Here is a 25,012-nt window from a genome sequence, read left to right as displayed (position 1 = left end):
CGATATATTTATTATATTACCCATAAGCGGAAAAAATCCTGCGTAAAAAAGTAAAATTCGTGTTAATTTGTTAAATTAATGTATAATCTCGATTTCTTCGCAGGATTTTTGTTAAGAAAAACGAATTATATCAATAATATACTGTTTTGGAGGCTTAGCTAATGAAGCGTAAAAATTATACAACCTTTGCTGCGATTCATCTAGGCTCGGAGATGCTCAGTATGCAGATTACCGAATATCATAATACCGAAAGGTACAAGGTTGTCGAATGCTGCAATCGACGCATCCGTTTGGGTGAGGCAACTTTTAAAAATAAAATAATTCCTTTTCCGCTTGTTTCCGAAATCTGCGAGATTCTGATAGGCTTCAAGCGCCTGATGAAGGAATACGGTGTAGAGGAATATGTTATGCAGGCGACAACGGCCGTGCGTGAGGCCAGCAATCAGGTTTTTCTGCTGGATCAGATTTATAACAAAACCGGCCTTGTGGTCGATGTTGTTGATATGCCGAAGGAGATTTATACCAAATTTGTGGCCATCCGTAATACGCTGAAGGCAGAAAAAATTTCTACCGAGCGTGAAGGCATGCTGATGATGGATATTTCCTCCGGCGGCTTGGGCGTAACGTTGGTGCGCGACGAAAAAATCTGCTATCAGGGCAATTTCCACATCGGTATTATCCGTATTAAGGAAAGCTTTGAGCGCAATCGCCGTGAAAGCATGCATTTTAACAAGGCGCTGACGGAATTTCTCAGCAGCACAATCGGCCCGGTAAGAAACGAGCTGGGTGACAGCAAGGTGCGTTATCTGGTGCTTTCGGGTACGGAAACGGAGCTTTTGCTGCGTATGCTGGGGCTGGATGAGCAGCAGAAGGTGCATCGCATCAAGGCAGCGGATTTCCATGCCTTTTTCGACAGCATGCGTCAGATGAGCCTGACGCAGCTGATTCAGGTATATAAGCTGCCGGAGAATGTTGCGGAGCTTGTACTGCCTACGGTGCTGCTTTATGAACAGCTGCTGCATCTGATTCCCGCCAAGGAAATTATTATTACGGCAGACCGCTTTATCGACGGCATCCAGCTCCTTCATATCGGCAATAAAACGAATCCTGTAATGCGCAAGGAGCTGGAGCAGGAGCTTATCAGCCTTTTCCATACCATCGGCAGCCGTTATCTGTATGACAAGAAGCATGCCCAGCAGGTGGAGCGCCTGTCGTTGATTATTTTCGATAAGATTGCCAAGGCTTACGGCATGGGTGAGCATGAGCGCCTGCTTTTGCGTGCAACCTGCATTTTGCATGATATAGGCAAATACATCTGTATGCGCAGTCACTCTATCTATACATATCAGCTGATTATGTCTACGGATATTATCGGCCTGAGCGAGAAGGATAAGAAAATCGTAGCGCTGGCCTCGTATTATCATGCCAACAGACTGTTTGACAAGACCAATACGCTTGCTCCGCAGGTGGAGAAGGAGCTGGTGCCGGTTGTAGCCAAGCTGGCTGCCATTGTGCGTCTGGCTGATGCCTTAGACCGCAGCTATATGCAAAAAATCCACAGCTGCAGTGTAACGCTGAAGGATAATAAGCTGAAGGTTCTGGCAGCAAGCAAAGAGGATTTGACGTTGGAAATCTGGACGTTTGATGATAAATCAACTTTCTTTGAGGAAGTTTTTGGTATTGAACCGATTTTGGAACGGGTGAATAAGTGATGGGAAAATTAGATTTGACAAAGCCTGAGTATTTTTATAACCGCGAGCTGAGCTGGCTGAAATTTAATCTGCGCGTGCTGAAGGAAGCGATGGGTAAAGAAACGCCGCTTCTGGAGCGTTTGAAGTTTATCGCCATTTCGGCTTCTAACCTTGATGAATTTTTTATGGTGCGTGTAGCCGGACTGTGGAGCAATTTTGACAGCGGCGTAGAAAAGCGCGATGCTTCCGGCATGTCGGTGCATGAGCAGCTGGTGGCTATTTCGCAGGCAGCGCATGAGCAGGTGCGCACTCAGACAAAATCGCTGATTGCGCTGATGGCAGAAATGGATGCGGTGAAGCTGCATTTCCGCCGCGTTAAGGATTTGAGCGAGCTGGGCAAGGACTGGCTGGAGGAATATTACCGCGAGGTAGTTTTCCCGGTATTGACGCCGATGGCGGTAGATGCTTCGCGTCCCTTCCCGTTTTTGGCCAATAAAACACTGAACCTTGCTGTTGAGCTGATTAAGGCCGACGGCGAGCACAGCATGGGCCTGATTCAGGTGCCGAGCGTGCTGGACCGCATTGTTGAGGTTGAGCCTGAGGGCAAGCGTACCTTCGTATTTTTGGAGGATATTATCGCCAGCCATTGCCACGATTTGTTCAAGGGCTGCCATATTCTGGATATGGTGTCCTTCAGAGTAACGCGTGACAGTGACCTTGACTTGGAAGAGGATGACAGCGTTGACCTGATGAAGGAGGTTGAGGAATCACTGCGTAAACGTAAGCGCGGAGCTGCTGTACGTCTGGAAATCTTCAAAACGAATAATAATCGTATCAAAAAATTCCTCGAGGAAAATCTGGATGTTACAGAGATGGAGGTCTATGAAATCAACGGACCTTTGGATCCGACCTGCTTCTTTAAATTTATCGGTATGAAGGGCATGTGGCCGTGGCTGTATGAGCCATTTGTGCCACAGCGTCCGCTGGAGCTGCCGGATGACAGCGATTTGTTCGCCGCTATCCGTGAAAATGATATTTTGCTGCATCACCCCTATGAAAGCTTTGACCCGGTAGTTAAGCTGGTGAGTGATGCTGCCGACGATCCGCAGGTGCTGGCAATTAAGCAGACACTGTACCGTGTGAGCGGCAACAGCCCGATTGTTGCTGCGCTGGCGCGTGCTGCGGAAAACGGCAAGCAGGTAACCGTACTGGTAGAATTGAAGGCGCGTTTTGATGAGGAAAACAATATCCTCTGGGCGCGTCGTCTGGAAAAAGCCGGCTGCCACGTTATCTACGGTTTAGTCGGCTTAAAGACGCATGCCAAAATTATTCTTATCGTGCGCAAGGAGGATAACGGCATCAGGCGTTATCTGCATCTGGGTACAGGCAACTATAACGACAGCACCGCAAAGCTGTATACCGACCTTGGCCTGATGACGGCCAATGACGAGTTCGGCAGCGATGCTTCGGCGTTCTTCAATCTGCTTAGCGGCTACAGCGAGCCACCGGTTTGGAATAAGCTGGTTATGGCGCCATTGGGACTGCGCGAGAAAATTTACGCGCTGATTGATAATGAAATTGCCATGGTGCGTGCCGGTCGTGAGGGCCATATCATCGCCAAGATGAATTCGCTGATTGACCAGCCCGTAATCCAGAAGCTGTACGAGGCTTCGGCTGCAGGCGTGCATATTGATTTGATTGTGCGCGGTATCTGCGGTCTGCGCACAGGCATCGAAGGCATCAGCGATAATATTACGGTCCGCAGTATTGTAGGCCGTCAGCTGGAGCACAGCCGTATCTTCTGGTTTGCCAACGGCGGCGAGGAGCAGCTCTATCTTTCCAGTGCCGACTGGATGCCGCGTAACCTTAATGACCGCGTTGAGCTGTTCTTCCCGGTAGAAACAGAGGAGCATATCCATCGCATCAAGGCGCTGCTCGACTTGTATCTGCGCGATAACGTGGGTGCGCATATGATGCAGTCCAACGGTACCTATCGCCGTGTACGCAACAAGCTGGAGCCTGTGAGCGCACAAAGCACCTTGTACGAGATGGCGCAGCTGGCGGTGACTGCCGACAAGCTGCCGATGGAAAAACGTCTGCAGCCTGTATTCAGCCGCAGATAATAGTGCCGCATCATATTTATCAAGGATTACGAGCTAAAAAAGACTTATATTTTAATTGCTTACTTAAATCCTTATATTGATATTATGTGCTTAAGTTGTTATAATTAGTAACAAGAGCAGAGGGGGATTAAAATGAGTAATTATGCTGTAACTTTGAATTATAATTGCCATTATGGCTATGTAGAATATAACGAAGCGGATAAGACTGCCGTAGTAACCTTGCCGGAGGCTGTTGCCGAAGCCAAGGCTGCTGTCGAGAAGTATCTGGCAACTCCGTTGAGCCTGGATGTACCGCAGGGTGATACTATTCGTGATTTTGCTACGATAACGCTGGAGCCGCTTTCCAGTAAGGAGGCGTTTCAGGTAGCGCTCACCCGTCTTTGGGGTAAAACCGGCGTGCGTGTTGAATGGAGCATGCCTCCGGGAATGGCTGACGATATTGCCGCTGAGGTGTTGGCAGAAGCACATTAACTTCTGATTGTTTTAGGGCAGACTCTTGATTTAGCAGAGTCTGCCTTTTTGTTTATAAAAATTGTGTGAAGAATAGGAGAAATGCAGATGCTGGATATCAACAAATTACGCAATGCTTACAATGTTATTCACCGTATGAGCCAAAACAGACATCCTTTTGCCGAAGAGGAGCTGTCGCTGGAGGTTGTGCAGAGCGCGCAGGTACAGGAGGCGCTTGCCGATGCCGCAGAGGTTATTGCTGTTTACGGCAAGATTATGAATCTGGTGTCGCAGAGCACGAGCTTTAAGGTTGCACCCAAAACTCCTAAGGCAGTTAAAAGCAGCTTTGTTGTGGAGCAGGATGACCTGAGCAGGCTGCAGCCTATGACTGAAGCTACTAATATCACAAAGCTTGTAAAATATATTAATGATACCTTTGCAGATAAGGAAATGCATAATCTTACTACGGTGGAGCTTGGCAGATGGTTGGAAAATACCGGTTATCTGCAGTTGCCCGAGGATGGGCGCAATAAAATTCCGACAGAAAAGGGTTCTGCGTTGGGTATTGTTACCGAAAAGCGTGTAAGACAAGCCACCGGAGAGATTTATTATATTAACCTTTATCCGCAGGCAGCGCAGCAGTTTATTTTTGCTAATCTGCCTGCTGTGGCGGAGTTTTTGGCAAAGGAAAAAGAGGAGAAGCTTGCTGACGCATAACTTGCTGTTTCCTCATTGCCAGTATTTTGTTTTTGCGGTATAATATTTAATACAGCTTGGGTGGAAAGGCTTGAGTTCTGCCTGAGCTGTTGTTATGGTTCCGTAGCTCAGTAGGATAGAGCAACCGCCTCCTAAGCGGTAGGTCGCCAGTTCGATTCTGGCCGGGATCACCAAATGAAAGAGCCGCTCCCAGACTAGGTTTGGGGGCGGTTTTAGTATTTTAATGAAGAAGAGGCTGCCGTACTTGTTGGGTATAACAGCCTCTTTTGCCATATGATTAGTTCTTAGTATATTTTTGCTTGTATATACTATTTACTGCTGTGCATATGGAAATTGCATCACAAGTCTTTCCTGCAGCACGCGGGTTAAGGTGTCGATATTGGCACTCAGCTTTTCAATTCTGCCTTCCATACGGACCAGAAGATACGAGCTGACGAGCATGGGGAAACCGTAATCCGCAGCAGCGGAGAGAAGTCTGTCAAATTCCATGAGGATCACTCCTTAGTTTTTTTACGCCAGAACTTGGACGTTACGATTGACAACACGAGCTTCAACAGCTTGTACCAGGTCACCGCCGATGGTGTTGAAAACGTTGGCTGCGACGATTTTTTGCATGGCTGCGTCGGTTTCGGCTTTGGTGAGGTTTTCTTTGGGGTTGGAGATGGTGATGATTTTGCTGCTGCCTGCAGCGTTTTTAAAGACGAGTTGTAAAGATTTTTCCATGTTTGATTGCTCCTTTGTGTCATGATAAACCGTACCCTTTGTCAAGGACATTTTTAAGAGAAAGAGAGAAGCAGCAGTTCCTGCCGGAACCGCTGCTTCTTAGTTTTTATTAAAATATCCTCAATGGGTAAAGGCCTGTTTTTACATACTCATAATACTCGTTTGGGGATAGCTTGGCTAACTTCCACTGGTACCTATCGTTATTGTAGTAATCCATCCACCTATCTATTTCAGCTCTTAAGGCCTCAAAGTCTTTGCATTTAGATATATGTATTTCGTCCTTCATGTGTCCATAAAAGCTCTCTTGTGGTGCGTTATCCCAACAATTTCCTCTTCTTGACATGGATTGCCTAAGATTAGCATCATGGACTAACTGCATAAATTTATAACTTGTATAGTGTGAACCCTGGTCGGAATGAATTATAGTTTCACTAGAGATTTCATTACCATGCTTTGCTAGTACCATATTAACAGTTTCCAACACAAAATCTATTGCCAGAGAATCACTCAGACAATATCCTAATACTTGCATTGTATAGGAGTCTAGAATTGTAGATAAATAACAGTATTTATCATTTAATGGTATGTAAGTTATATCTGTTAACAATACTTTTCTAGGTCCATGTTCTTTAAATTCCCGGTTCAAAAGATTAGGAGCAACCTTATTGGTTCTCAAAGCTCTTACCATTTGCCTGTATGGATTTGGCTTTCTAATTGGGCATCTCAAATTGTACTTTACCATTAGCCGCCTTATCTTTTTAAGATTCATCAGCACTGGCTTCTCCAAATGTAACAACCTCATATGGATGCCGCGAATGCCTTTGTCATAGCCCTTAAATTTATATGCCTCAAGAATTTTACTAAAATCTGCTCTATCCTTCTGTTCATGTTCATTACGGGAATCCATATTGCTTAACCAATTATAGTATCCAGATCTAGTAACATGAGCGAGTTTACATAAATGGGACACTTTCAATTGATTATCTGGCTTAGATACTAAATCATGAATCAATTGAAATTTTCTATTCGACAACCCAAGAGATATTTCACGTGCTAGTCTGATTTGTCCAAAGAGCACAGCTTTTTTAAGAAATCTACCTCCTGTCTAAGATATGAGAGTTCGTACTGCATAGATGCTATCGCTGCCTCGAATGGCAAATCGCTATAATTTTTATTCTTAGGTGGAGGCTTTACTTCACCACCAACTCCCTGAGTGAGAGGTTTTCCAGATTCCATTGCCTTCTTTAGCTTAAAAGTGAAGTTGTTTATTCTGTAAGCACCTAAAATATTAGGGTCATATCCTAACTCCTTAAAAATAGACACTGGTGAAAAACCTTGAAGGTAAAGTTTCCAAAATTTCTCCTTAAACTCTACCGTCAATAATAACATGTTATAAGTTACTCTGTAGGTGTATGGATTCTTACGTAACAGCTCCATTTCCTCTTCAGTAAAGCGCTTTACAGCCATTTTGAGCACCTCCGCCTTTTATCCATAGTATAACATACAGTTTGGGAAAAAGTCGCTCAAAAACGATTTAAGACCAAGGAAAAGAAAAAAGTGTCCATTTTTAGGGATTGACCAAAAGAAAGCTGTCCAATTCTAGTATTTTTCTTGAAAACTGTCCAAAGTAACTCTCTTTTCGTTCTCTCTTAGTGTCCAGATTTAAACAATAAGTTAAAGGGACACTTAAGTCATAAATGCAAATATAATTCATGTAGACTATGTTGCTTTAATGCCCATATCGCTTTCTATACTACCTACCAAACTGTCCATGACTATGGGTACATTATATGATGATTGTTTAAGTTAAATGCTTATTGTGAGAATTTAGGGTAGCAGAGAGGCTCCCCTAGGGGGGAGCTGTCACCCGATAGGGTGACTGAGAGGGGACTGAAAGCAATGTTGCTTTAGGCAGAACCCCTCTCCGCCTCGACAAGCTCGGCACCTCTCCCCAAGGAGAGGCTCTCCTACTTATTTACTTTGGCGTTCTGCTTACGCTTCCGCCAGCTCACTTTTCTCGGTCAGCTCAATATCCTTATAAGGCTTCTCCATCAGACCGCCGAGGGCAGTGCCTGCATCGTACACCTTGTCCAGTGCAGCGTCAGTCTTGACACCGTTGAAGTTTTTCGCCTTATACTTAGTAGTGCCGTCGGCACCGGTGCCATCCTCAACGTTGATTACCAGAGTACGTTTCAAAATTTCCTGATTGATTTCTGCCATAGATTAAAACTCCTTTCGATGATGAAAAAATAATGGGTAGATGAGAGGCTCCCCTGGGGCGGCTGTCGCCGTAGGCGACTGAGAGGGGACTGCTGTCATTATGCTTAGCAATTAAACCCCTCTCCGTCATCGCTTCGCGATTGCCACCTCTCCCCAAGGAGAGGCTTTTTTGTCGGCGCTAGGCGTTGTGCCCTTACGCCGCCAGCAGCTCAGGCTGCTCCACTTCCGCTTCATGCGGCTGCAGCAGCTTGTCCCTAAGCATACCGTGCAAATACGCCAGAGCCTTTTTTCGCAGCAGCACGCCTCCCGGGCGCAGGGCCCTCGTTTCCGGCATGCCTTTGAGCATGTACAAATCCCAGCGCATATCGGGATCACCTTGACCGGGACCATATTGGTCGCGACTGGCTGCTTCGGCATGCGTCAGAACTGTATCATTATTGATTTCCAGCTCCAGCTCGTGACACAGGATAGCGACTACTATCGCCATCTGTTCCACTTGAAGTTCAGTCGGTGGATATGCGCCAAACACAGGATTGCATTTGTAGGCGAGGATTGCATCCTTAGCGCAACAGAGAGTGACGCCAATGGAGCGACTGTTGCGACGCCAGGTATGCGATTTATATTCGCGCAGCATGTTGCAGGTGAGGTAAAGCTCGCCATGCTCGCCGATGTTGATGTGGTAATCATCAAAAACCTGGTCGTAGGTTCCTGCCGTCCAATGCAGATAGATGTTGGTGATACCGCCTTTGGCATTTTTAGCCAAGATTCGCAGCTGTTCATGATTAATTCTGCGGGGATTTGTTACAAGCATATATTAAAAAGCTCCTTTGTATTTTTTCTCCCATGCGCTTACTTGCATATCCGGATTCTGCTTTCTGCAAGAGGCGGGAGTGTGTTGTTTTTGCCTCTAACTTATACAATGGGCTTAAAATGACAAAAGCGGACAGCCTGAGAAAAATTTTTTTGATAATATTTTAAAAATCTTCGCCCTTGGGATTTTCTTACGTGCCAATAAAAGTGGCTGAGAAAGTTTTTAAAAATTATTGCGTTCGCTTGTCCGCTTTGAGCAAAAATGCCCCATTGTATAAGTGAATCTTCTTTTTTCTCACTTTCTTTTTAATATTTTTCTTTCGGTCTTTATTTCTTCTGCGGTGATAAAAACTACTAGCGTAAGCTAGTAGTAACCTTGTTCTAAATAATACTACCTAAAGGATAGACGTAAAGTGCGGTAGAAGCAGAGCGTAAGCAAAAGGCGCTCTACCTATACTGCGGTAGAACGCCTCTGATGTTAATCCAATATTTGCTTTAGTTTATGTAATGCTTTTGCATGATAACGACGTATACTGCGTTCGCTGCAGCCTAATTTTATTGCTGTCTGCTCCTGCGTAAGTCTGGCTTCGTAGCAATAGCGTAAAACAATTTGCTCCTTGTCGGTAAGTCTTGTCATAGCCTGTTTGAGTGCCATGTTAAAGGTTGGTGCATCTAGGGGAGAATAGCCCAGATATTCCAAGGCTTTTTCCAAGGATGTTTCTTTACTGCAATAGTTCTGCCTGCAGGCTGTATGCATAAGCTCATAGCGCAAATGACATTGAATAAGTCCCGGCAGATGTACAAAATCATTACCGTTATATTTTTTATAAATTGCAAAAAGATAACCCAGGCAGTGTTGACCGCATCCTCGCCTAAAATATCGAAGATGCTTTGGTAATGACTTTCCTTGAGTATAAGCGGCTTAAAGGTTTCGCAAAGCGATTCGATAGCCTTTTCGTCTGCTGCTTGTGCAGCAAGGATCAGCTCCTTCAGTTCTTTCGGAGTATAACGCTCCGCATTATGGATTTTGTTTGGTTGATTGGTTATTTTCGCCAGTTCCTTTCTGTGGCGGTTCGTTGACCGCGTATAGCAGAATTCTGTGTTGTACTGCATCAAGCTCTTGATGGAGTTATTATATCACGGAAAATTTAAAAGATTCGTATATGCATCAGATATGCTACATATACGTTTTCGCTGCTCTTTTTGTAATACGCTGTTAGCAAAATAGTGATATTTTGAGGTGACAGGATGAGAAAAAGACTTAAGGACTTGTATACAGCAGTGTTGTCGGATGCGGAATATTTACAGGAATTAGTGGAGCTGGGTGTGCTTATAGGGTCGCACAGAACGGCGTTGGGGATAAATCAGGAGGAGTTTGCCAAGATGATAGGGGTTTCTCGGAGGACGATGACTAAGATTGAAAACGGCAGGCAGAGTTTGAGGTTTGTTGTATTTTTGCGGATTGCTGCTGTTTTGGAGATGCGTCCGGAGTATTTGCTGCAGGAGCTTGCGAGGGTGACGCAGAGGAAGTGGAGTAGGAAGGGGGAGGATTGAGGGAGAGATAATAAAAAATAGTAGAATTTTTCTCTCTGCCGCAAGATGATTTTAGGTCGGTTGAGGGATTAGAAAACGCCGGAAACCCGCATAAACTCTATGTTTTTGCGGGTTCTCGGCGTTTCTTTTATCGCCTGTATTAGTGGTGCTTTTTCGGTAAATGGTGCCCAAATGGTGCCCAAATCCCACGCGGGGCTATAAAACGATATAAGAAGCGGTAAAGAGATACAGCGGTTAAAGCTCTAAATCGCTGCTCTTTTTCTTTGCCGCGCTCTTTGCTTTCTTCGGCTCGGCTTTCTCTGCCTTTGCCGGGTCAGACTGTTTGACCGCCCCATGATAAGCGTCTAAGACTTCTTTCTTGCGTTCAAGCCGCACGTCCACATAACGGGCGGTAACAGCTTCAAAGTTCATAGACAGTCCAAGCGATACGCCGATACCCGCAAGCGTATGTCCTAACACTTCGCCTACGGTGTAGAAGTCGCCTGTCAGTTGGTGCATATTCGTAGCCGCCGTATGGCGTAAATCGTGAAAGCGGATATGCGGCATATCCAAATCTTCAAGCAGTTTTCCAAACTGGGAAGATACCCACGACGCGGAGATAGGGGAACCGTCCGGCTTCGCTACAACAAGGTCATTGTCATAGTATGGTTTTCCGTCTTTTTCTGCCTGTTCGCGCTGCGCTTCCTGCATAGCAAACTGTTTGAGGAAGAACGGGCGGGCAAGCTCTGTGATAGGCAGCTTTCGCCCGTTGGATTTCGGCGGTGCCATTTCCTCAATGACTTTTGTTTTCGGCGGCACCTTAAAGGGTAGCTGCTCGGAAACGTCAAAGGTGTTGTTTTCCAAATCCACATTACGCCAGCGCAAGCCCAGGATTTCAGAACGGCGCATACCGTAAAGCCCGCCTAAGATAACGGGCATTTCCCAAACGGTACCCTCGACGCGCTGCATAAGGGCTTTTACCTGTTCCGGCGTATAAGGGTCGGGGGTCTTGTCGCTCTTTCCAAACTTCGTAAGCGTGTCCTTTGCTGCGTTTGTTTCGATATAGCGGTATTTCCGGGCATGGCTCAACGCCACGCTCAAAACACGCTTTGCCCCGGCTGCGGTGGACGGTTTCAAGCCTTTGTCAATAATCTGCTGAAACATTTTGTCTACCATAGCGGGGGTAAGCTGATTAAGGGCAACGCCGCCGATATAGGGATTGATATAGTTTGCAATCGTCTTTTTGTACCCGTCGTAAGTAGAGGGGCGCAAGTTCACTCTTGCATAGCTTTCCACCCATTCATTCAGATAGCTTGCAACGGTCTGTTTCCGCTGTGAAGCGATAGACGCAATCTGCCCCGGATTATGGAGCTTTGCTTTCATCTCTGCTTCATGCTGCGTTGCTTCCTTTTTTGTCGGAAAGCCCTTTTTGGAATAGGTTTTCTTTTCCCCATTCGGGGCGGTGTACTTGATATTCACGTCGTAAACTGTTCCCGGTCGCCCGGTCAGTACGCCGTTGCTGTCGCGTTTATTCTTAACCTGCCTTGTTGATATAGCCATAGCTTAACCTCCCTGTCGTGCCGGGGGCTTCGCTGTCGTCTTTGCCCTGTGATACCAGTCCCAGATTGCAGCGTCAGCTATCAAACGGCGGTTTCCATTCTGTATATATTCAAGCTCGCCGCTATCCATAAGCTCGCGCAGCTTATTTTCCCCGATACCGCTAAGCTTGCTCATTTGCTCAACGGTCTTTAACATAGGGAATACAGGGATAGCGGGGCTTGTTGTTTCCTTTTTTGCCATAGGAAAATACCCCCTTTCATAAATGGCTAAAAAGTCAAGTTACAAAAAGTGGGCTTTAACCGGGCGGCTGTTAGCACAACCTCGCGGGAATTGCACCCCTGCTCATTTAAGGCAGCTTTACCCATTGCCTGCGACGCTCTGAACGCTCGGACTGTGGCTGTAAAGGCTTATCTCCCCTCAATGCGTGTCGTCGCCCGCAAGCTGCTAACTTGCTTTCCATCGTGGTGTTTCTCGCTCGGCTTTTCCCGATAGGGGAATAGCGTCATGGCGCACCCTCTGTATGGCTCGGCGCAAAAAGGACGTACCCGGTTTGCCCTATACTGCGTCGCCGTTATCTTGCGTCGCTTTCTTTGTCAAGGAACATACGGGGCTGCTGCGGATTGATACGAAACGAAAAAGGGGTTAAGACGTTTCGGTATCGGTGCAGCTATTCAGCCCTAAATGTGAGGATTGCCCTCATTAGCCTTGCTTGCAGCCGTTGGCGAATATCCTCGTCAACGCCAAAATAGACGTTTCCGCGCTCGTCGCAGAGCTTTCTCATAGAAAGGCTCGCTATGTAACCGCTAAAGTGCTGCAAGACAATTTTCATAGCGTCCGGGTCGCCCTTTGTCGCTGCCACAATGACAGGATAGGGAACAAGGGCAACGTCCGGGAAGTCAGATTGTTTACCATTCGTCCCATTCATCAGCGTGTTCCTCCAAATATTTCTTCAAGATTTCAAAAGAGCTTGTCCGTCTGTACTGTATCGTGCTGCGCGACGTATTGAATAACTTTCCAATCTCCACGTCGGTCATGCCCTCGAAATAGTACAGCATGATAGCTTTCCTTTTTTCTTCCGGCAAAGTGCGGATTGCTTCAAGCAACAGCTTCGGCGTGATTTTCTTTCCCGCCTGCTGATAGCTCGGCTCGGCTTCTTCGTCTTGAAAATACTTGTCAAGCGTGTAAAGCTGCCGCTCCTCATGCAAGGCAAGGTCGGAAAACGACACTTCCTTTGCTCTGCGACGCCGGATTTCCTCATGGGCGTTGCAGGCTTCGTTGTGCAGCACCCGTTTACAGAAACTTTGAAAGATACATTGCTTCTGAAATTCCACGCGATTAGGTTCCATGTTCTCACCTCCTTTCGTGCCGAAAGGTAGGTAGTACCTCCCCTTTTCGCGGGATAATACAGGCGATTTTTTCAAACGCCGAATGAAAGCGAAACTTTTTTGAAAAAACCTCCCGAAAATGCAAAATGCGCCTGTCTGCAAGACGCAGACAAGCGCAAGGGAATTGAAAGCGGTATTCAGATGATTTGACAGTTCATATCTAAGGGTAGAAGTGTCCCCGGCGATGGTCGGGCTTTTTTTGATAAGTCAAAGAAAGTAGAATATTGTCGATATGGTTTATCGCTCATGGCGGCTACCTCCTAAAGCCGCCGTTTTATATGGCTATGGGTCGTCGCGCAAAAAGAAACGGCGGCTCTGAAAATCAAAGCCGCCGTAATTTAGAAATGGCGCGTGAAAATACCTCTGCTTTGCGACGGCTTTTTTTCTTTTGCCGTCGTCCGGCAGATTATTTCTTTATGAGTAAGGGCGAAAAATCAATCGTAATCATAAAATTATGGTCATGTATTTCAATTATTGGATTTGTACAATTCATCATAAGTAATAGCTTTTTCACAATGTAAAGTCCTTGTCCAGACGTACCATTACTTCTTGAAACATCTGCTACATAAAAGCGTTCCAACAGTTTTGAATATTCTTCTGTAGGAATAGATGCAACAGGATTTTTAATACAGAGTTGTACAGAATCTGCGATATTAATTAGTTGAATTACAACATTATTTGTAGTGGATGTTACCGCATTGAATATAAGATTTTGTATAATGCGAATACACGCCTTTCTGTCAGCATTAAGATAGATGTCCATATTAGGTATTTCTATTTGGGGTTCAATTCCATTAACGCTGAAAATCGAATAATTGTCTAGCAGGATTTCAGTAAGCAATGAGCATAGCTCAACCTTTTCATAGTAAAATGGATATTGTCCTGCTTCTAAAAGAGAGATTTGATAAAAGTCATCTATGAGACGTTCTAATCTCAATGCTTTTCCGGATAATGCTGAAATATATTCCGCTCTTTTTTCATCAGGCGCACTTGATAGAAGTTGCAAATATCCGCGAATGGAAGTTAGTGGTGTCCGTAAATCATGAGAAAGGCAAGAAATATTCTCTTTTAATTCATTCTCCTTTTTTTGAATTTCGCCCAGATAAATATTATCTTTTGATACAATCTGATTTATGATTTCAACCAAATGCTCTAACCGCCTATCAGATAAAGACACTGTAACTAACTTTTTCGTTTTTCTATTCAGAATAGCATTTAGTTGGACGATTACTTTATATATCTGTATTTTCCAGTTAATTAAAGAAATTGAAAGGATAATGACCAATGCTATCAGAACAAGAAACATAATCGCCCAACCCATATTCTACCTCCCTTTTACTTGATTTCTTTTCTAATCATAATAAGACCGCCAACAATCAAAAGAGAAATGCACCCTATGAAATAGAATGGTAAATGCTCAATAATACCCATTGTGCGACAAGAGCTGAAATTCATCCAATAGTACATAGGATTTCCATATACAAAAAATTTTAAGGGTATTGAAACCGTCTCCATATCACTCCATAGCATTAAGTAAACAGACGCTCCACTAAATACATATAAGCAGCAAATCCCTGTTACAATCCCTGTATTTTGAATAACGACACATAAAAAAATAGAAATGCTTTCTAATGCTAATAAAACCGTTCCGCAAGCAAGAGCCCATCCCAAAAGGTTTATTACTTCACTCGCAGTTGGAATGTAACCGGATTGTATGATTTCAATAACGAAAAATGTAGCTACAAAAATCAGATACGTTATCAGAGACACCACCAATATTGTAATCGCTTTGGTGTAGTAGAGAATAGTTCGTTTAGTGCCGTATGCAACAGATAATTTGATTGTACCCGTATTATATTCTTTTGTAAAAAATATGGTTGCAAATAAAATGCCAATAATCCAGAAAAAGGCTGTATATGCAAGAGATGAGCGGGCAACAGTTTGAAACGTTGGTATTTCACTAGATAGATAACACTGATATGTACCCAGTTTTCTGGACACCGCTAAAAATTTGAATAATTATATTTACATCATGGATGCTTCTCTGAATTTAGAGGGAGGCATCCATTTTGTTTTAGCTTGAATTCTTTTGTTGTTATAATAATCGATGTACTCAGCTATAGCGTTTGAAAAAGATTCAAACGAAGGGTAATCTTTTTCAAATCCGTAGAACATCTCGTTTTTTAATCTGCCAAAGAAAGTTTCCATAATACAGTTGTCATAGCAGTTACCTTTCCTAGACATTGATTGAATGATTCCGTGCTTTTGCAATTCATTCCTATAAAATGCATGCTGATATTGCCATCCTTGATCTGAGTGCATAATAAGACCTTTTACAGAAGGAAAACCTTTAAATGCCTTTTTCAGCATGTCCTTTATTTGCGCCATATCTGGATGTAGAGAAAGATTGTAAGAGATTATTTCATTGCTGTTCATATCCAAAATCGGAGAAAGATAACATTTGCCCCAAGGCAGATTGAACTGCGATACATCGGTTGTCCACTTTTGCAAAGGTTTTTCGGTATTGAAATCTCGATTGATGATATTATCAGCAACTTTGCCAACATCGCCTTTATAGGAGTGGTATTTTTCCTTGGGACATTTTCCAAACAAGGTAAGCTGATTCATGATTCGTTGGACACGCTTGTGATTTACTCGAAAACCTCGATTCAGAAGCTCCTTATGTACGCGCCTTACACCATATCGCTTTTTGTTCTCGTTGAAGATAACAATAATTTCGGATGATAAGTCGGCATTTCGTTCGCTAACTTTATCTGTCTTGCTAAGCTCGTAATAGTACGTTGAACGCGACAGTCCAATCGCATCCAGCAAATAATTCAGTTTGTAACCTTCTTCACGCAGTTTTTGGACGAGCGCAGCTTTTTCGCCTTGAGTTGCGCTGCGCATCTCTCTTCTCTCAAGGCAATCTCTTTTTTTACAATAGCAATCTCCGCTCTCAAGCGCTCATTTTCTGCTCTGAGCAGAATCATTTCTTCTCGTTCTGATGGAGTAAGTTCTGCCGGCTCTATTTTTTTCTTCATTTCAGGCTCCTTGGGTGGTCGTCCTTTTCGTTGTGCGACCAATCCCTGATACCCTTTAATTTTATAGCATCTAACCCACTGATACAAGAGTCCAGCGTTAATTCCTGCAGAAATAGCTGTTTCCTTATTTGACGCACCAGCTAATACTTTGGCTACAAGTTCATATTTCTCTTCTGCTGACCAAGTTTTTCTCTGATTTTTATGTCTTAATGCTTCTGGACCACATTTATCTTCTATCCGAACCCAAACTCGGATTGTATTGTGGAAATTTTTTTCTGTTATATCTTTAGGCGTTTCAGGCCATTTACCTTGTCGATATAATTCTACACACTGTCTTTTGAACTTATAGCTGTATTTCATTAAAATACCCCCAATACTGGGTGTCCAGTATTGGGGGTACATATCATACTGGGTGTCCAGTATTGGGGGTACATATCATAGTTATGGAGATTTTCAACCGGCTCACGTTCATAGTGATGGATTGAGATATCCTACTGATATTATATATTTTAAGACGGCAGAATCAGAAGGAGAGGTTTGGCATCCTACTCAAAAGCCTGTGGAATTAGGTAGATATTTAGTTAGAACTTATACTAACCCAGGTGATATTGTTCTTGATAATACTTGTGGCAGTGGTAGTTTTTTGGTTTCAGCTTTGTTAGAAGGCAGAAACTTCATAGGTATTGAAAAAAATGAAAATATTGCTTTGTTTAAAGAAAAAGAAGTTGATTATATAGAAATAGCTTCAAAAAGAATAAAAAAAGCATTTTCTATGTTGGATGAAGATAGTAAGAAAAGCTTAACCTTGGTTAATTTGTTATCTGCTAGAAATGAGTCTATTTAGAATATAGAATGATGGGAGGATTTTATTATGTCTACAAAAATCGGACGCAATGAGCGTAGTTGGGTTATTGATTTGATATCGAAGATTAATGAATTTGTGGCAGCTAATAATCTTGCTATCAAAAAGTCTGGTGGAGAAAACACTATTAGATCGGAAGGCCTAACTATGTTTCCAGATGTAATTTTATACGGCAATACAGAACAGTCAGTAATTTTAGAAGGCTGGGAAGCTAAAATGCCTGATGTACCTATAAATGATGCTACTTTTATTTCCGATGCTCAAAGAAAAGCTAGAGCTTTAAATCTTAACAGTTGTGTATTGTGGAATTTTACTTATGTGCATTTATACGTTTTGGATGAACATACTGATGAGTTTAGGCTATTAAAAACATGGAATGAAACTAGTTTTATAAAAACCAGAGCTGATGTACAAGTATATAGAGATAAATGGGAGCAATTATTAAAGGTAGTTTTACTTGAGTTAAATCAGTTATTTGTTTCTGGAACTATAAGAAAAGCTAGTTTAGGTGACGCTTTATCTACTAATGTAATTTCTATGCTTATTAGAAGAAATAAAGATGTGGTTGCTGAATCGTTAAAAGCTTGCGTTGTTTCAGATGCACGTATGGGTGCTTATATTGATAACTGGTGGTCTACAACAAAAGTTGAGTATAAGTATGATGAAGAAGATAAATATAAAGCATATGCTAAAAATATTATTCTAAACTGGGCTAATAGAATAATTTTTTCGCATATTATAAAAAAGTGGCAGAATCCTGCTCGTGCAGTTGATAATATAAATGAAACAACAACTCCAGAAGATGCTAATATCATATTCGTTAAAATAACAAGTAAATGTGACTTTTTTAATATATTTTCGTCTATAAAGTTTGATACGTTAATTCCAGATATGGCATGGAGAGATTTTGTTGAATTATCCTTGTTTCTGAAGAATAATGGAACAGATTTTATAGACCAAAGTGTTCTTCAAAATGTTTTGGAGAATACTGTTAATAGTACTAAACGGGAAATTAATGGACAATATTCTACACCAGTTGAATTGGCTAAATTATTGGTTTTACTGACGGTAAGGGATTGGAGAGATAATATTATTGATCCATGTTGTGGTACGGGAACAATAGCTAGAGAAGTACTTCGAATAAAAAAAGAAAAAATGAACATTAAAAATGCAATATCTACAGTTTGGGCTTCTGATAAAAATAAGTTTCCGTTACAAGTTGCTAATATTAGTATGGCTGGACATGATAGTATATATATTCCAAACAGAATTTTTCAACATAATGCTTTGAATTTAAAAGTTGATGAGATTATTAAAATTACGGATCCTGTTAATGGAAATGAAATGGATTTGATGTTGCCGGAGTTTGGTTCTATCGTTTCAAATCTTCCTTTTGTGCCTTTTGAAATTATACCAGAAGATGATAGGGCCTTAATGATGTCTGTTCCATATAGCAATGATTTAAATAGTAGATCTGATTTATATAGCTATATTATATTGGCTATTTCTAATTTATTAAAGTGTAATGGCTATGTTGGAATAATAACATCTAATTCGTGGTTAGCTACTATAGCTGGCGATAGTTTTATTGACGTAATAAAGAATTTGTTTAATATTAAGCAAATACATATTAGCGGTAAAGGAAGATGGTTTGAAAATGCAGATGTAGTAACTACTATAATGATATTAGAAAAGAAGTGTGATGATAATAGTAGTGATACTTTATTCTATTTATGGAAAAAATCTTTGAATGAATTTGAAACTAATGAAAGATGGGAGGAAAAGTTAATACATTCTGCATTACTTGAAGAAGAACTTGATGCGGATATAGTAAAATTATCAAGATATACTCCGGAACAGATTGATTCTTTGAAAAAGCTGGAATTATCTTATAATGCATTATTTCATAATGTAACTTGGTTGTTGGATTTATCTAATAAAACTGTTCCAATAAGTGAAGTTTTTGATGTTAAGAGAGGGAGTAGGCGTGGCTGGGATGCTATGTTTTATCCTGCACAAGGACATGGTATTGAAAGTAAATATTTACGCAAGGTTTTGATAAGTGCTAGGAATGTTAGTAGACTTATAGCAAATGCTGCTTCTGATGCTTTTTGCTGTAGTAAGTCCATTGAAGAGCTTCGATTAGAAGGTTCTGTAGGGGCTATTAGATGGATTCAGCAATTTGAAAATCAAGTTAATGGTGTAAACAAGCCATTACCATTAGTGCTAGCTAGAAGAGGAATGCAATGGTATGAACTTAAAGATAATGAAATTGTAGATATTTTTACTGCAATGAATCCTGATAAAAGGTTGTTTTTTGCAAAATTTGACAAACCTTCTTTTATAAACCAAAGACTTATAGGATTGAAAGCTAAAGAGGGATATGATGATATTGAACTTGAACATGCTTTACTTAATTCTGTGTTTACAATGTTTTATATTGAAGCTTCTGGTTTTGGAAGAGGATTAGGAGCATTAGATATTAATAGTAGGAATATTGCTAAATGTAGAATGTTTAATCCTAAATTAGTTTCCCCTAATTATAGAAACAAAATTATTGAGGCCTTTAAGCCTTTGTTGAACAGAGATATTAAGCCTGTACGCGAAGAGTTATCTTCGATAGATAGAATGGTTTTTGAGAAGACAGTGATGAAAGCTTTTGGAGTTGAAGAGTATTTGCCATCTATTGTATACTCATTGCTTTCTATGCAAAGTACCCGTATAGGTGTTGTAAATGATGTTGCTTCTTTTGATTGTGGTAGTCGTTTTGGCTATAACGATATAGCTATGGTTGCAGAATCATCAACTCCGTATATATAATAAAATTACATTTTCAGAATGCTACATGCTTGTTTTAAATCGTCTTTTAGTCTGTATTAGCATGAGTTTATCGAGCGTATAAGAGTCACACCCACCAACACCAAAGGCGTTCTACCAAACTGCGGTAGAACGCCTTACTTCTCAAACACAATTACCGAATTTTCAAATCATTCTTGATATTTATGCAATTTTCTGATAATATAAACCCATAAGATTTTGCACGCCTGCCCGAAGTATAGTCGTCTCAGCGTCATTGAGAACGCCTTATGTATTATTGAGTAGTACATAAGGCGTTTTTTGAAGGAGGGAGTTGAACGAATGGTAAACCTGAGAGCGGATACCAGAGAATCCATTGCCAAATTAACTTTAATGGATGATATTTTTATGAATAAGGTCTTTGAAAATGATACGGAGCGTACAGCGCTGTTATTGCGAATTATCCTGAATAATGATAAGATAAAAGTGGTAAAAGCCGTAACGCAACAGAAGCTGAAAAACATGTCAGGACATGACTTGCAGCTGGACATTTTGGCGCAGGAAGAAAACGGTAAGCTCTTCAATGTAGAAGTACAGAACCACAGCAGTGGCGCTGCAGCACGCAGAGCGCGCTATCATTTGAGCCTGCTGGACGCTCACAGCTTGCCAAAGGGTGAAGTATACCAAAAATTACCGGATAATTACGTTATCTTTATCACGCAGTATGATGTGCTGAAGGGCGGATTGCCAATATACCACATCAACAGAAGAATCGAAGAAAACAATGTAGCTTTTGCGGATGGTTCGCATATCATTTATGTAAATAATAAAATTAAGGACAACACACCACTCGGACGCCTGATGCACGATTTCAACTGTAGTAATCCGAATGATATGTATTATCCGGAATTAGCAGAAAAGGCAAGATATTTTAAGGAAACAGAAAAGGGGTTGACGAACATGGGCGATGTATTTGAAAAATTTGTAGCAAAAAGAGAAAAAGAAGCTGCGAAAAAAGCTGAAAAGAAGGGTATGTATGCCAGCAGATTGGAGTTTGCCAAAGATCTTTTGAGCGAAGGCGAAAGCATCGAAAGAACAGTTCGCCTTTCCAAGCTTTCGGAAGCAGAGGTGCGTGAGCTGGCCTCCAAGCTGAGCGCGTAACACCACATTAAACACCAAAAGGCGTCCTACCGAACTGCGGTAGAACGCCTTTAAAAATCCCCGAATTATCTATTCACCTTTGCCATAAACTTTTCATTATCAATAATAAAACGCTCATGCGTACCCTTACCGATAACCCCCTTGCTGTCCGCAGCACTAACCTCAAAGGTCAGCTTGCGTCCGTCAACCGCAGTCAGCTTAGCGGTAGCGGTAACACTGTCGCCCATAGCGGTAGCGCGGTCATGCGTAATATTCAAGCTGATGCCTACAGTGCCGCTGCCTTTCTCCAGATGAGCGTTGACTGCGGCGCAGGCGGCTTCCTCCATAAGTGCGCACATAGCGGGAGTTGCAAAAACAGCCAGGGAGCCGCTTTTCATAGTAGCGGCAATATTAGCCTCGGTTACGGTTACGTTAGCGGTGCCGGTAAGTCCGGTATGTAATTTTGTCATGCTTTATACCCTCTTTCAATAATCAAATCATACGCTTATATCATAAAGTATTATCGTTCTGCTGACAAGTCCTAAATGCAATGATAAGAATTTTTTGCCTGTATATTGCAGGAATTGTTTACTTAGCGCCGAATTATAATAATATAAGCAAAAATGAAATGATGGCTGGAGGTGTAGAACCATGGCTTTAGAATTTAACAAAACCTCGTATTTAAAGATTTATACAGGCGAGGATGTTCTCTTTGAGGATATTCCGCTTTATAAAGCAATTTTGCGTGAAGCACGCTCTTTGGGCCTTGCCGGCGGTACTGTTATCAAGGGTATTGAAGGCTATGCCAGCAAGGTGCGCGGGGTCGGCCGTGCTGTCAGCACATTTATCAGCGGCAATGCCAATTTCCCGGTTGTTGTGGAGCTGGTAGATAAAAAGGAGAACCTCGAAAAGATTCTGCCTTTCTTGGAAAAGAATGCAACCCATGCCTTAGTGGTGATGGGTGAGGTTGATTATCTGGTAACAGATTTTATGCGTAAGGCGGCAGAGGGATACAAGGATATCAGAAACGGCTCGCCGCAGCCAAGCTACCTGCGCAAGCAGCAGGAACAACAGCAATAAGCTGATAAACCGCAGTTAAAAAATGAGGCTGCGGTTTTTTTATGGGATATGACGAGGAGGAGAATTTATGTATGATGTAGCCATTATCGGTGGCGGTCCTGCCGCAATTTTTGCCGCCTATGAGTTTGTGCTGAAGTATCCGCAACTGAAGGTTATTATGCTGGAGGCCGGCAATACGATAGAAAAGCGCTTCTGCCCGCTGGCAGCCAAGAAGGTTGACCACTGCATTAACTGCAACCCCTGCAGCATTATGCGCGGTTTTGGCGGTGCCGGTGCTTTTTCGGACGGCAAATATAATTTTACGACGGAATTCGGCGGCTGGCTGAACGAATATCTGCCGGAGGACAAGGTTATAGAGCTGATTGATTATGTTGATGAGCTGAACTGCCGTCATGGTGCTCCCGGTGAATATTTTTCTACCAAGAACAGCAAAATAGGCGTGCAGGCGTTGAAATACGACTTGCATCTGCTGAACGCCAAGGTACGCCATCTGGGTACGGAAAACAACCTCGTGATTATGGAAAACATCCATAAGTTTTTGGAGGATAAGATTGAAATCCGCTGCAATACCGCGGTTGAAGAAATTTGCCGTCAGGAGGACGGAACCTTCGTGCTGGAGCTGAACAAGGGCGAGAAGGTTGCCTGCAAGTATCTGATTGCCGCTCCCGGTCGCGCCGGTGCGGAATGGTACACTGAGCAGTGCGCCAAGATGGGCCTTGATTTTATCAACAATCAGGTGGATATCGGCGTGCGCGTGGAGGTGCCGGCAGAGGTGTTCAAGCATATCACCGACGAGGTGTATGAGGCAAAAATTTTGTACCGTACCTCGCTTTATAATGACGTTGTGCGCACCTTCTGTATGAATCCCTACGGCTATGTGGTTGCGGAAAACACGGACGGCATTATTACGGTTAACGGCCACAGCTACCGCGACCCCAAAATGCACAGCAAGAACACCAACTTTGCGCTTTTGGTGAGCAGCAAGTTCACCGAACCCTTCCACGAGCCGCTGCAGTACGGCAAGCGCATCGCTTCGTTCTCCAACATGCTGGGAGGCGGAGTGCTGGTGCAGCGCTTCGGCGATCTGGTCAAGGGCAGACGCACGAATGAAAAGCGTATGCTTAAGAGCTTTACCAAACCGACGCTCAGTGCAACGCCGGGAGATTTAAGTTTGGTCTTGCCTAAACGCCATCTTGATGATATTATTGAAATGATTTATGCGTTGGATAAGATTGCTCCAGGTATGGCAAATGCGGATACGCTGCTTTACGGCGTAGAGGTGAAATTCTACAGCGCACGCCTCGAACTGGACAGTAATCTGGAAACCAAGGTTGCGAATATGTTTGCGGTAGGCGACGGTGCCGGTATTACACGCGGATTATCGCAGGCGAGTGCCAGCGGTGTCTGGGCTGCGCGCGTCATTGGTGCCCGTGCCTGCGGACAGAAGAATTAAGGAAGGTGCTTTTTTAGATGAATTTTGAGTTTTTTGCGTTTTTGGTATTTATGTCTTTCGTTTCCTTTGCGGTAGCCTTTTTTGCTTATGGCATGGTAGTGCGCTTTATGGGTAAGGACGGATTCCTCGCCCGCGTGGGACAGATTATTCTGGTGCCTGCATGTATCGTTATCTATGACTTTATCACAATGGCTGCACCGCAGAGCTACCGTTATATTATCGGCAGCATTCCTCTGGTGCTGATTGCCGGCATTGCGATTTATTTCCGCTTTGTGAAGGGCGAAAACTTTGCCGAGGCTAAGGAGCAATCTCCTTCCGAGTTGGCAAAGCTGGCTGACGAACCGAAAAAGTTCAGCAAGAAATCTGCCCGCATCCACGAAAAAAGAAAAAATCGCGGCCGCGAGTAATTCAGGCAGGATTTTTTGCGCTAAAGCAGAATATATAACGTAAGAAGAAAAAAAGCCTCTTCTTGTAAAAAATATAATAAATAAATTACAACATGTGCATTATTATGGAGGTGCGTTGTTATGTTTAAAAAGATTCTTGTTCCTGTAGATGGCAGTGAAGGCTCCTGGAGAGCACTGGATACTGCTGTAGAGCTTGGCAAAAAGTTTGGCGGCGAACTGCATGTAATCAATGTAATCCAACCATATAACAATGCTGCTTTGCTGGCAGTGCCTCTGGATCACGCAACTGTAAGCCAGGGCAACAGTGAGCTGGAGAAAATCGGTGACAAGGTTCTCGAAATGGCGCAGGAGCGTCTGAGCACCTACGAAGGCGAAACCAAATTCAGCCTGGAGGTTGGCCATCCGTCCGAACGCATCATTGCCATGGCTAAAAAGACCGGCGCAGATGCAATTGTAATCGGCAGCCGTGGCCTTTCCGGTATTGCTGAATTCTTCCTTGGCAGCGTAAGCTCTAAGGTTGCTCAATATGCAAATGTACCTGTGCTGATTGTAAAATAAAATGCTGAAACGCATTCTTGTACCTATTGACGGTACGGAGCATTCCTGGAGAGCATTGGAATATGCCTGTGAGCTTGTAAGCTATACGCGCGGCTCGCTGGTGGTTATGACGGTGCTTTCCGGCAGAATGAAACAGCATATTGTGGAATTTGGAAGCGATTGCCTGTATGTTCAGATGGGTGATGAAGTGCTTGATGCCGCACATGCGATTCTCAGCGGCAAGAACATTGACTGTACCTATTTGCTGGAAAACGACAACGATATTGCCGAAAGTATCCTGCGTGCTGTAGGTGAGCAGGAATGTGACGGTATCGTGCTGGGTAGCAGAGGCATGGGAGTTTTGGAAGGCTTGTTCCGCAATAGTGTCAGCAGCGTCATAGTGGAAAACGCTGATGTGCCTGTGACAATCGTCAAGTAAATATGTAAAAATTAACGAGTACGCCGGGATTCGTCCTGTGCGTAC

At 43.1% G+C, this 25,012-nt stretch carries 29 protein-coding genes, 1 tRNA gene and 1 pseudogene; 14 read left to right on the top strand and 17 right to left on the bottom strand.

Going from position 1 to position 25,012, the window contains the following annotated elements:
• Positions 1-161: 161 nt before the first annotated feature.
• The 5 genes from M5E81_RS09980 (at position 162) to M5E81_RS09960 (ending at position 5,154) form a co-directional block, all read left to right on the top strand.
• A complete protein-coding gene (locus tag M5E81_RS09980; protein WP_249747420.1) occupies positions 162-1,712 on the top strand; it encodes a Ppx/GppA phosphatase family protein in 1,551 nt (516 codons plus the stop codon).
• Positions 1,712-3,814: an RNA degradosome polyphosphate kinase gene (locus tag M5E81_RS09975; protein WP_009146477.1), complete on the top strand. Its 2,103-nt coding sequence runs from the start codon at positions 1,712-1,714 to the stop codon at positions 3,812-3,814. The genes M5E81_RS09980 and M5E81_RS09975 overlap by 1 nt, the downstream gene beginning before the upstream one ends.
• A gap of 132 nt (positions 3,815-3,946) precedes the next feature.
• Positions 3,947-4,285 (top strand): hypothetical protein, encoded by a 339-nt coding sequence (locus M5E81_RS09970; protein WP_009146478.1) that lies wholly within the window; start codon positions 3,947-3,949, stop codon positions 4,283-4,285.
• Between the two features lie 87 nt (positions 4,286-4,372).
• Positions 4,373-4,981 (top strand): hypothetical protein, encoded by a 609-nt coding sequence (locus M5E81_RS09965; protein ID WP_249747419.1) that lies wholly within the window; start codon positions 4,373-4,375, stop codon positions 4,979-4,981.
• Positions 4,982-5,077: 96 nt separating this feature from the next.
• Positions 5,078-5,154: transfer RNA gene (locus M5E81_RS09960), tRNA-Arg, on the top strand.
• Positions 5,155-5,293: 139 nt separating this feature from the next.
• Here M5E81_RS09960 and M5E81_RS09955 read toward each other — a convergent pair.
• The 8 genes from M5E81_RS09955 to M5E81_RS09925 all read right to left on the bottom strand — a co-directional run bounded on the left by M5E81_RS09955 (position 5,294) and on the right by M5E81_RS09925 (position 9,850).
• The gene (locus M5E81_RS09955) at positions 5,294-5,470 is read right to left on the bottom strand and encodes a YvrJ family protein (protein WP_210684100.1); all 177 of its coding nucleotides are present in this window, start codon (positions 5,468-5,470) and stop codon (positions 5,294-5,296) included.
• 21 nt (positions 5,471-5,491) lie between these two features.
• Positions 5,492-5,704 carry a DUF2922 domain-containing protein gene (locus tag M5E81_RS09950; RefSeq protein ID WP_249747418.1) on the bottom strand — a complete coding sequence of 71 codons (213 nt, stop codon included), beginning with the start codon at positions 5,702-5,704 and terminating at the stop codon, positions 5,492-5,494.
• A gap of 109 nt (positions 5,705-5,813) precedes the next feature.
• Positions 5,814-6,782, bottom strand: a complete 969-nt coding sequence (locus M5E81_RS09945; RefSeq protein WP_050787068.1) for an IS3 family transposase — start codon at positions 6,780-6,782, stop codon at positions 5,814-5,816.
• A complete protein-coding gene (locus M5E81_RS09940; protein WP_009144403.1) occupies positions 6,758-7,171 on the bottom strand; it encodes an HTH domain-containing protein in 414 nt (137 codons plus the stop codon). Before M5E81_RS09940 ends, M5E81_RS09945 begins: the two co-directional genes overlap by 25 nt.
• A gap of 525 nt (positions 7,172-7,696) precedes the next feature.
• Complete coding sequence (locus M5E81_RS09935; protein WP_249747417.1) at positions 7,697-7,924, bottom strand: DUF1659 domain-containing protein; 228 nt, start codon at positions 7,922-7,924, stop codon at positions 7,697-7,699.
• A gap of 193 nt (positions 7,925-8,117) precedes the next feature.
• Positions 8,118-8,735, bottom strand: coding sequence for a peptidoglycan recognition protein family protein (locus tag M5E81_RS09930; protein ID WP_249747416.1), 618 nt, complete (start codon positions 8,733-8,735; stop codon positions 8,118-8,120).
• 477 nt (positions 8,736-9,212) lie between these two features.
• The gene (locus M5E81_RS11450; protein ID WP_419720838.1) at positions 9,213-9,491 is read right to left on the bottom strand and encodes a sigma-70 family RNA polymerase sigma factor; all 279 of its coding nucleotides are present in this window, start codon (positions 9,489-9,491) and stop codon (positions 9,213-9,215) included.
• Positions 9,407-9,850, bottom strand: coding sequence for a hypothetical protein (locus M5E81_RS09925; RefSeq protein ID WP_249747415.1), 444 nt, complete (start codon positions 9,848-9,850; stop codon positions 9,407-9,409). Before M5E81_RS09925 ends, M5E81_RS11450 begins: the two co-directional genes overlap by 85 nt.
• Before the next feature lie 132 nt (positions 9,851-9,982).
• Between M5E81_RS09925 and M5E81_RS09920 the strand changes: the two genes are divergently transcribed.
• A complete protein-coding gene (locus M5E81_RS09920; RefSeq protein WP_249747414.1) occupies positions 9,983-10,288 on the top strand; it encodes a helix-turn-helix transcriptional regulator in 306 nt (101 codons plus the stop codon).
• Positions 10,289-10,522: 234 nt separating this feature from the next.
• Here M5E81_RS09920 and M5E81_RS09915 read toward each other — a convergent pair whose 3' ends face one another.
• The 8 genes from M5E81_RS09915 to M5E81_RS09880 all read right to left on the bottom strand — a co-directional run bounded on the left by M5E81_RS09915 (position 10,523) and on the right by M5E81_RS09880 (position 16,613).
• Positions 10,523-11,827: a tyrosine-type recombinase/integrase gene (locus tag M5E81_RS09915; RefSeq protein ID WP_118670314.1), complete on the bottom strand. Its 1,305-nt coding sequence runs from the start codon at positions 11,825-11,827 to the stop codon at positions 10,523-10,525.
• 3 nt (positions 11,828-11,830) lie between these two features.
• Complete coding sequence (locus tag M5E81_RS09910; protein ID WP_117524131.1) at positions 11,831-12,067, bottom strand: MerR family transcriptional regulator; 237 nt, start codon at positions 12,065-12,067, stop codon at positions 11,831-11,833.
• Between the two features lie 427 nt (positions 12,068-12,494).
• Positions 12,495-12,752, bottom strand: a complete 258-nt coding sequence (locus tag M5E81_RS09905) for a helix-turn-helix domain-containing protein (RefSeq protein WP_087361314.1) — start codon at positions 12,750-12,752, stop codon at positions 12,495-12,497.
• Positions 12,733-13,173, bottom strand: coding sequence for an RNA polymerase sigma factor (locus tag M5E81_RS09900; protein ID WP_033120017.1), 441 nt, complete (start codon positions 13,171-13,173; stop codon positions 12,733-12,735). Before M5E81_RS09900 ends, M5E81_RS09905 begins: the two co-directional genes overlap by 20 nt.
• 445 nt (positions 13,174-13,618) lie before the next feature.
• Positions 13,619-14,533 (bottom strand): sensor histidine kinase, encoded by a 915-nt coding sequence (locus M5E81_RS09895; protein WP_014081148.1) that lies wholly within the window; start codon positions 14,531-14,533, stop codon positions 13,619-13,621.
• Positions 14,534-14,547: 14 nt separating this feature from the next.
• Positions 14,548-15,213, bottom strand: a complete 666-nt coding sequence (locus M5E81_RS09890; RefSeq protein WP_249747413.1) for an ABC transporter permease — start codon at positions 15,211-15,213, stop codon at positions 14,548-14,550.
• Positions 15,214-15,237: 24 nt separating this feature from the next.
• Entirely contained in the window at positions 15,238-16,119 is an 882-nt protein-coding gene (locus M5E81_RS09885; RefSeq protein WP_249747005.1) for an IS3 family transposase, read from the bottom strand.
• Entirely contained in the window at positions 16,050-16,613 is a 564-nt protein-coding gene (locus tag M5E81_RS09880) for a transposase (protein ID WP_249747006.1), read from the bottom strand. Before M5E81_RS09880 ends, M5E81_RS09885 begins: the two co-directional genes overlap by 70 nt.
• A gap of 79 nt (positions 16,614-16,692) precedes the next feature.
• Here M5E81_RS09880 and M5E81_RS09875 point away from each other — a divergent pair.
• The 3 genes and pseudogenes from M5E81_RS09875 to M5E81_RS09865 all read left to right on the top strand — a co-directional run.
• Positions 16,693-17,097, top strand: a pseudogene (locus M5E81_RS09875) (DNA methyltransferase); the annotation flags it as partial.
• Positions 17,098-17,124: 27 nt separating this feature from the next.
• A complete protein-coding gene (locus tag M5E81_RS09870; RefSeq protein WP_249747411.1) occupies positions 17,125-19,935 on the top strand; it encodes an N-6 DNA methylase in 2,811 nt (936 codons plus the stop codon).
• Between the two features lie 318 nt (positions 19,936-20,253).
• Positions 20,254-21,072, top strand: a complete 819-nt coding sequence (locus M5E81_RS09865) for a PD-(D/E)XK nuclease family transposase (RefSeq protein ID WP_249747410.1) — start codon at positions 20,254-20,256, stop codon at positions 21,070-21,072.
• 65 nt (positions 21,073-21,137) lie between these two features.
• Here M5E81_RS09865 and M5E81_RS09860 read toward each other — a convergent pair whose 3' ends face one another.
• A complete protein-coding gene (locus M5E81_RS09860; protein WP_249747409.1) occupies positions 21,138-21,521 on the bottom strand; it encodes a thioesterase family protein in 384 nt (127 codons plus the stop codon).
• Between the two features lie 181 nt (positions 21,522-21,702).
• On the opposite strand from M5E81_RS09860, the gene M5E81_RS09855 reads away from it, so the two are divergent.
• The 5 genes from M5E81_RS09855 (at position 21,703) to M5E81_RS09835 (ending at position 24,967) form a co-directional block, all read left to right on the top strand.
• Positions 21,703-22,131: a DUF190 domain-containing protein gene (locus M5E81_RS09855; protein WP_249747408.1), complete on the top strand. Its 429-nt coding sequence runs from the start codon at positions 21,703-21,705 to the stop codon at positions 22,129-22,131.
• Positions 22,132-22,198: 67 nt separating this feature from the next.
• The gene (locus M5E81_RS09850) at positions 22,199-23,584 is read left to right on the top strand and encodes an NAD(P)/FAD-dependent oxidoreductase (RefSeq protein ID WP_009146006.1); all 1,386 of its coding nucleotides are present in this window, start codon (positions 22,199-22,201) and stop codon (positions 23,582-23,584) included.
• 17 nt (positions 23,585-23,601) lie between these two features.
• A complete protein-coding gene (locus M5E81_RS09845) occupies positions 23,602-23,991 on the top strand; it encodes a hypothetical protein (RefSeq protein ID WP_249747407.1) in 390 nt (129 codons plus the stop codon).
• A gap of 120 nt (positions 23,992-24,111) precedes the next feature.
• Entirely contained in the window at positions 24,112-24,549 is a 438-nt protein-coding gene (locus M5E81_RS09840) for a universal stress protein (RefSeq protein WP_009146008.1), read from the top strand.
• Between the two features lies 1 nt (position 24,550).
• Complete coding sequence (locus M5E81_RS09835; RefSeq protein ID WP_009146009.1) at positions 24,551-24,967, top strand: universal stress protein; 417 nt, start codon at positions 24,551-24,553, stop codon at positions 24,965-24,967.
• Positions 24,968-25,012: the final 45 nt, after the last annotated feature.

Origin of the sequence: Phascolarctobacterium succinatutens (assembly GCF_023497905.1) — a bacterium.
In the GTDB taxonomy this organism is placed as follows: Bacteria; Bacillota; Negativicutes; order Acidaminococcales; family Acidaminococcaceae; genus Phascolarctobacterium_A; species Phascolarctobacterium_A succinatutens.
Note: the sequence above shows the minus strand (reverse complement) of the source record. Positions and strands in the feature narration are given on the sequence as shown.

Bases quoted from the DNA above. Each gene is read 5' to 3' on its own strand.
- M5E81_RS09980 (WP_249747420.1), top strand. From the start codon at position 162: ATGAAGCGTAAAAATTATACAACCTTTGCTGCGATTCATCTAGGCTCG.
- M5E81_RS09975 (WP_009146477.1), top strand. From the start codon at position 1,712: ATGGGAAAATTAGATTTGACAAAGCCTGAGTATTTTTATAACCGCGAG.
- M5E81_RS09970 (WP_009146478.1), top strand. From the start codon at position 3,947: ATGAGTAATTATGCTGTAACTTTGAATTATAATTGCCATTATGGCTAT.
- M5E81_RS09965 (WP_249747419.1), top strand. From the start codon at position 4,373: ATGCTGGATATCAACAAATTACGCAATGCTTACAATGTTATTCACCGT.
- M5E81_RS09955 (WP_210684100.1), bottom strand. From the start codon at position 5,470: ATGGAATTTGACAGACTTCTCTCCGCTGCTGCGGATTACGGTTTCCCC.
- M5E81_RS09950 (WP_249747418.1), bottom strand. From the start codon at position 5,704: ATGGAAAAATCTTTACAACTCGTCTTTAAAAACGCTGCAGGCAGCAGC.
- M5E81_RS09940 (WP_009144403.1), bottom strand. From the start codon at position 7,171: ATGGCTGTAAAGCGCTTTACTGAAGAGGAAATGGAGCTGTTACGTAAG.
- M5E81_RS09935 (WP_249747417.1), bottom strand. From the start codon at position 7,924: ATGGCAGAAATCAATCAGGAAATTTTGAAACGTACTCTGGTAATCAAC.
- M5E81_RS09930 (WP_249747416.1), bottom strand. From the start codon at position 8,735: ATGCTTGTAACAAATCCCCGCAGAATTAATCATGAACAGCTGCGAATC.
- M5E81_RS11450 (WP_419720838.1), bottom strand. From the start codon at position 9,491: ATGCATACAGCCTGCAGGCAGAACTATTGCAGTAAAGAAACATCCTTG.
- M5E81_RS09920 (WP_249747414.1), top strand. From the start codon at position 9,983: ATGAGAAAAAGACTTAAGGACTTGTATACAGCAGTGTTGTCGGATGCG.
- M5E81_RS09915 (WP_118670314.1), bottom strand. From the start codon at position 11,827: ATGGCTATATCAACAAGGCAGGTTAAGAATAAACGCGACAGCAACGGC.
- M5E81_RS09910 (WP_117524131.1), bottom strand. From the start codon at position 12,067: ATGGCAAAAAAGGAAACAACAAGCCCCGCTATCCCTGTATTCCCTATG.
- M5E81_RS09905 (WP_087361314.1), bottom strand. From the start codon at position 12,752: ATGAATGGGACGAATGGTAAACAATCTGACTTCCCGGACGTTGCCCTT.
- M5E81_RS09900 (WP_033120017.1), bottom strand. From the start codon at position 13,173: ATGGAACCTAATCGCGTGGAATTTCAGAAGCAATGTATCTTTCAAAGT.
- M5E81_RS09895 (WP_014081148.1), bottom strand. From the start codon at position 14,533: ATGGGTTGGGCGATTATGTTTCTTGTTCTGATAGCATTGGTCATTATC.
- M5E81_RS09885 (WP_249747005.1), bottom strand. From the start codon at position 16,119: ATGCGCAGCGCAACTCAAGGCGAAAAAGCTGCGCTCGTCCAAAAACTG.
- M5E81_RS09880 (WP_249747006.1), bottom strand. From the start codon at position 16,613: ATGAAATACAGCTATAAGTTCAAAAGACAGTGTGTAGAATTATATCGA.
- M5E81_RS09870 (WP_249747411.1), top strand. From the start codon at position 17,125: ATGTCTACAAAAATCGGACGCAATGAGCGTAGTTGGGTTATTGATTTG.
- M5E81_RS09865 (WP_249747410.1), top strand. From the start codon at position 20,254: ATGGTAAACCTGAGAGCGGATACCAGAGAATCCATTGCCAAATTAACT.
- M5E81_RS09860 (WP_249747409.1), bottom strand. From the start codon at position 21,521: ATGACAAAATTACATACCGGACTTACCGGCACCGCTAACGTAACCGTA.
- M5E81_RS09855 (WP_249747408.1), top strand. From the start codon at position 21,703: ATGGCTTTAGAATTTAACAAAACCTCGTATTTAAAGATTTATACAGGC.
- M5E81_RS09850 (WP_009146006.1), top strand. From the start codon at position 22,199: ATGTATGATGTAGCCATTATCGGTGGCGGTCCTGCCGCAATTTTTGCC.
- M5E81_RS09845 (WP_249747407.1), top strand. From the start codon at position 23,602: ATGAATTTTGAGTTTTTTGCGTTTTTGGTATTTATGTCTTTCGTTTCC.
- M5E81_RS09840 (WP_009146008.1), top strand. From the start codon at position 24,112: ATGTTTAAAAAGATTCTTGTTCCTGTAGATGGCAGTGAAGGCTCCTGG.
- M5E81_RS09835 (WP_009146009.1), top strand. From the start codon at position 24,551: ATGCTGAAACGCATTCTTGTACCTATTGACGGTACGGAGCATTCCTGG.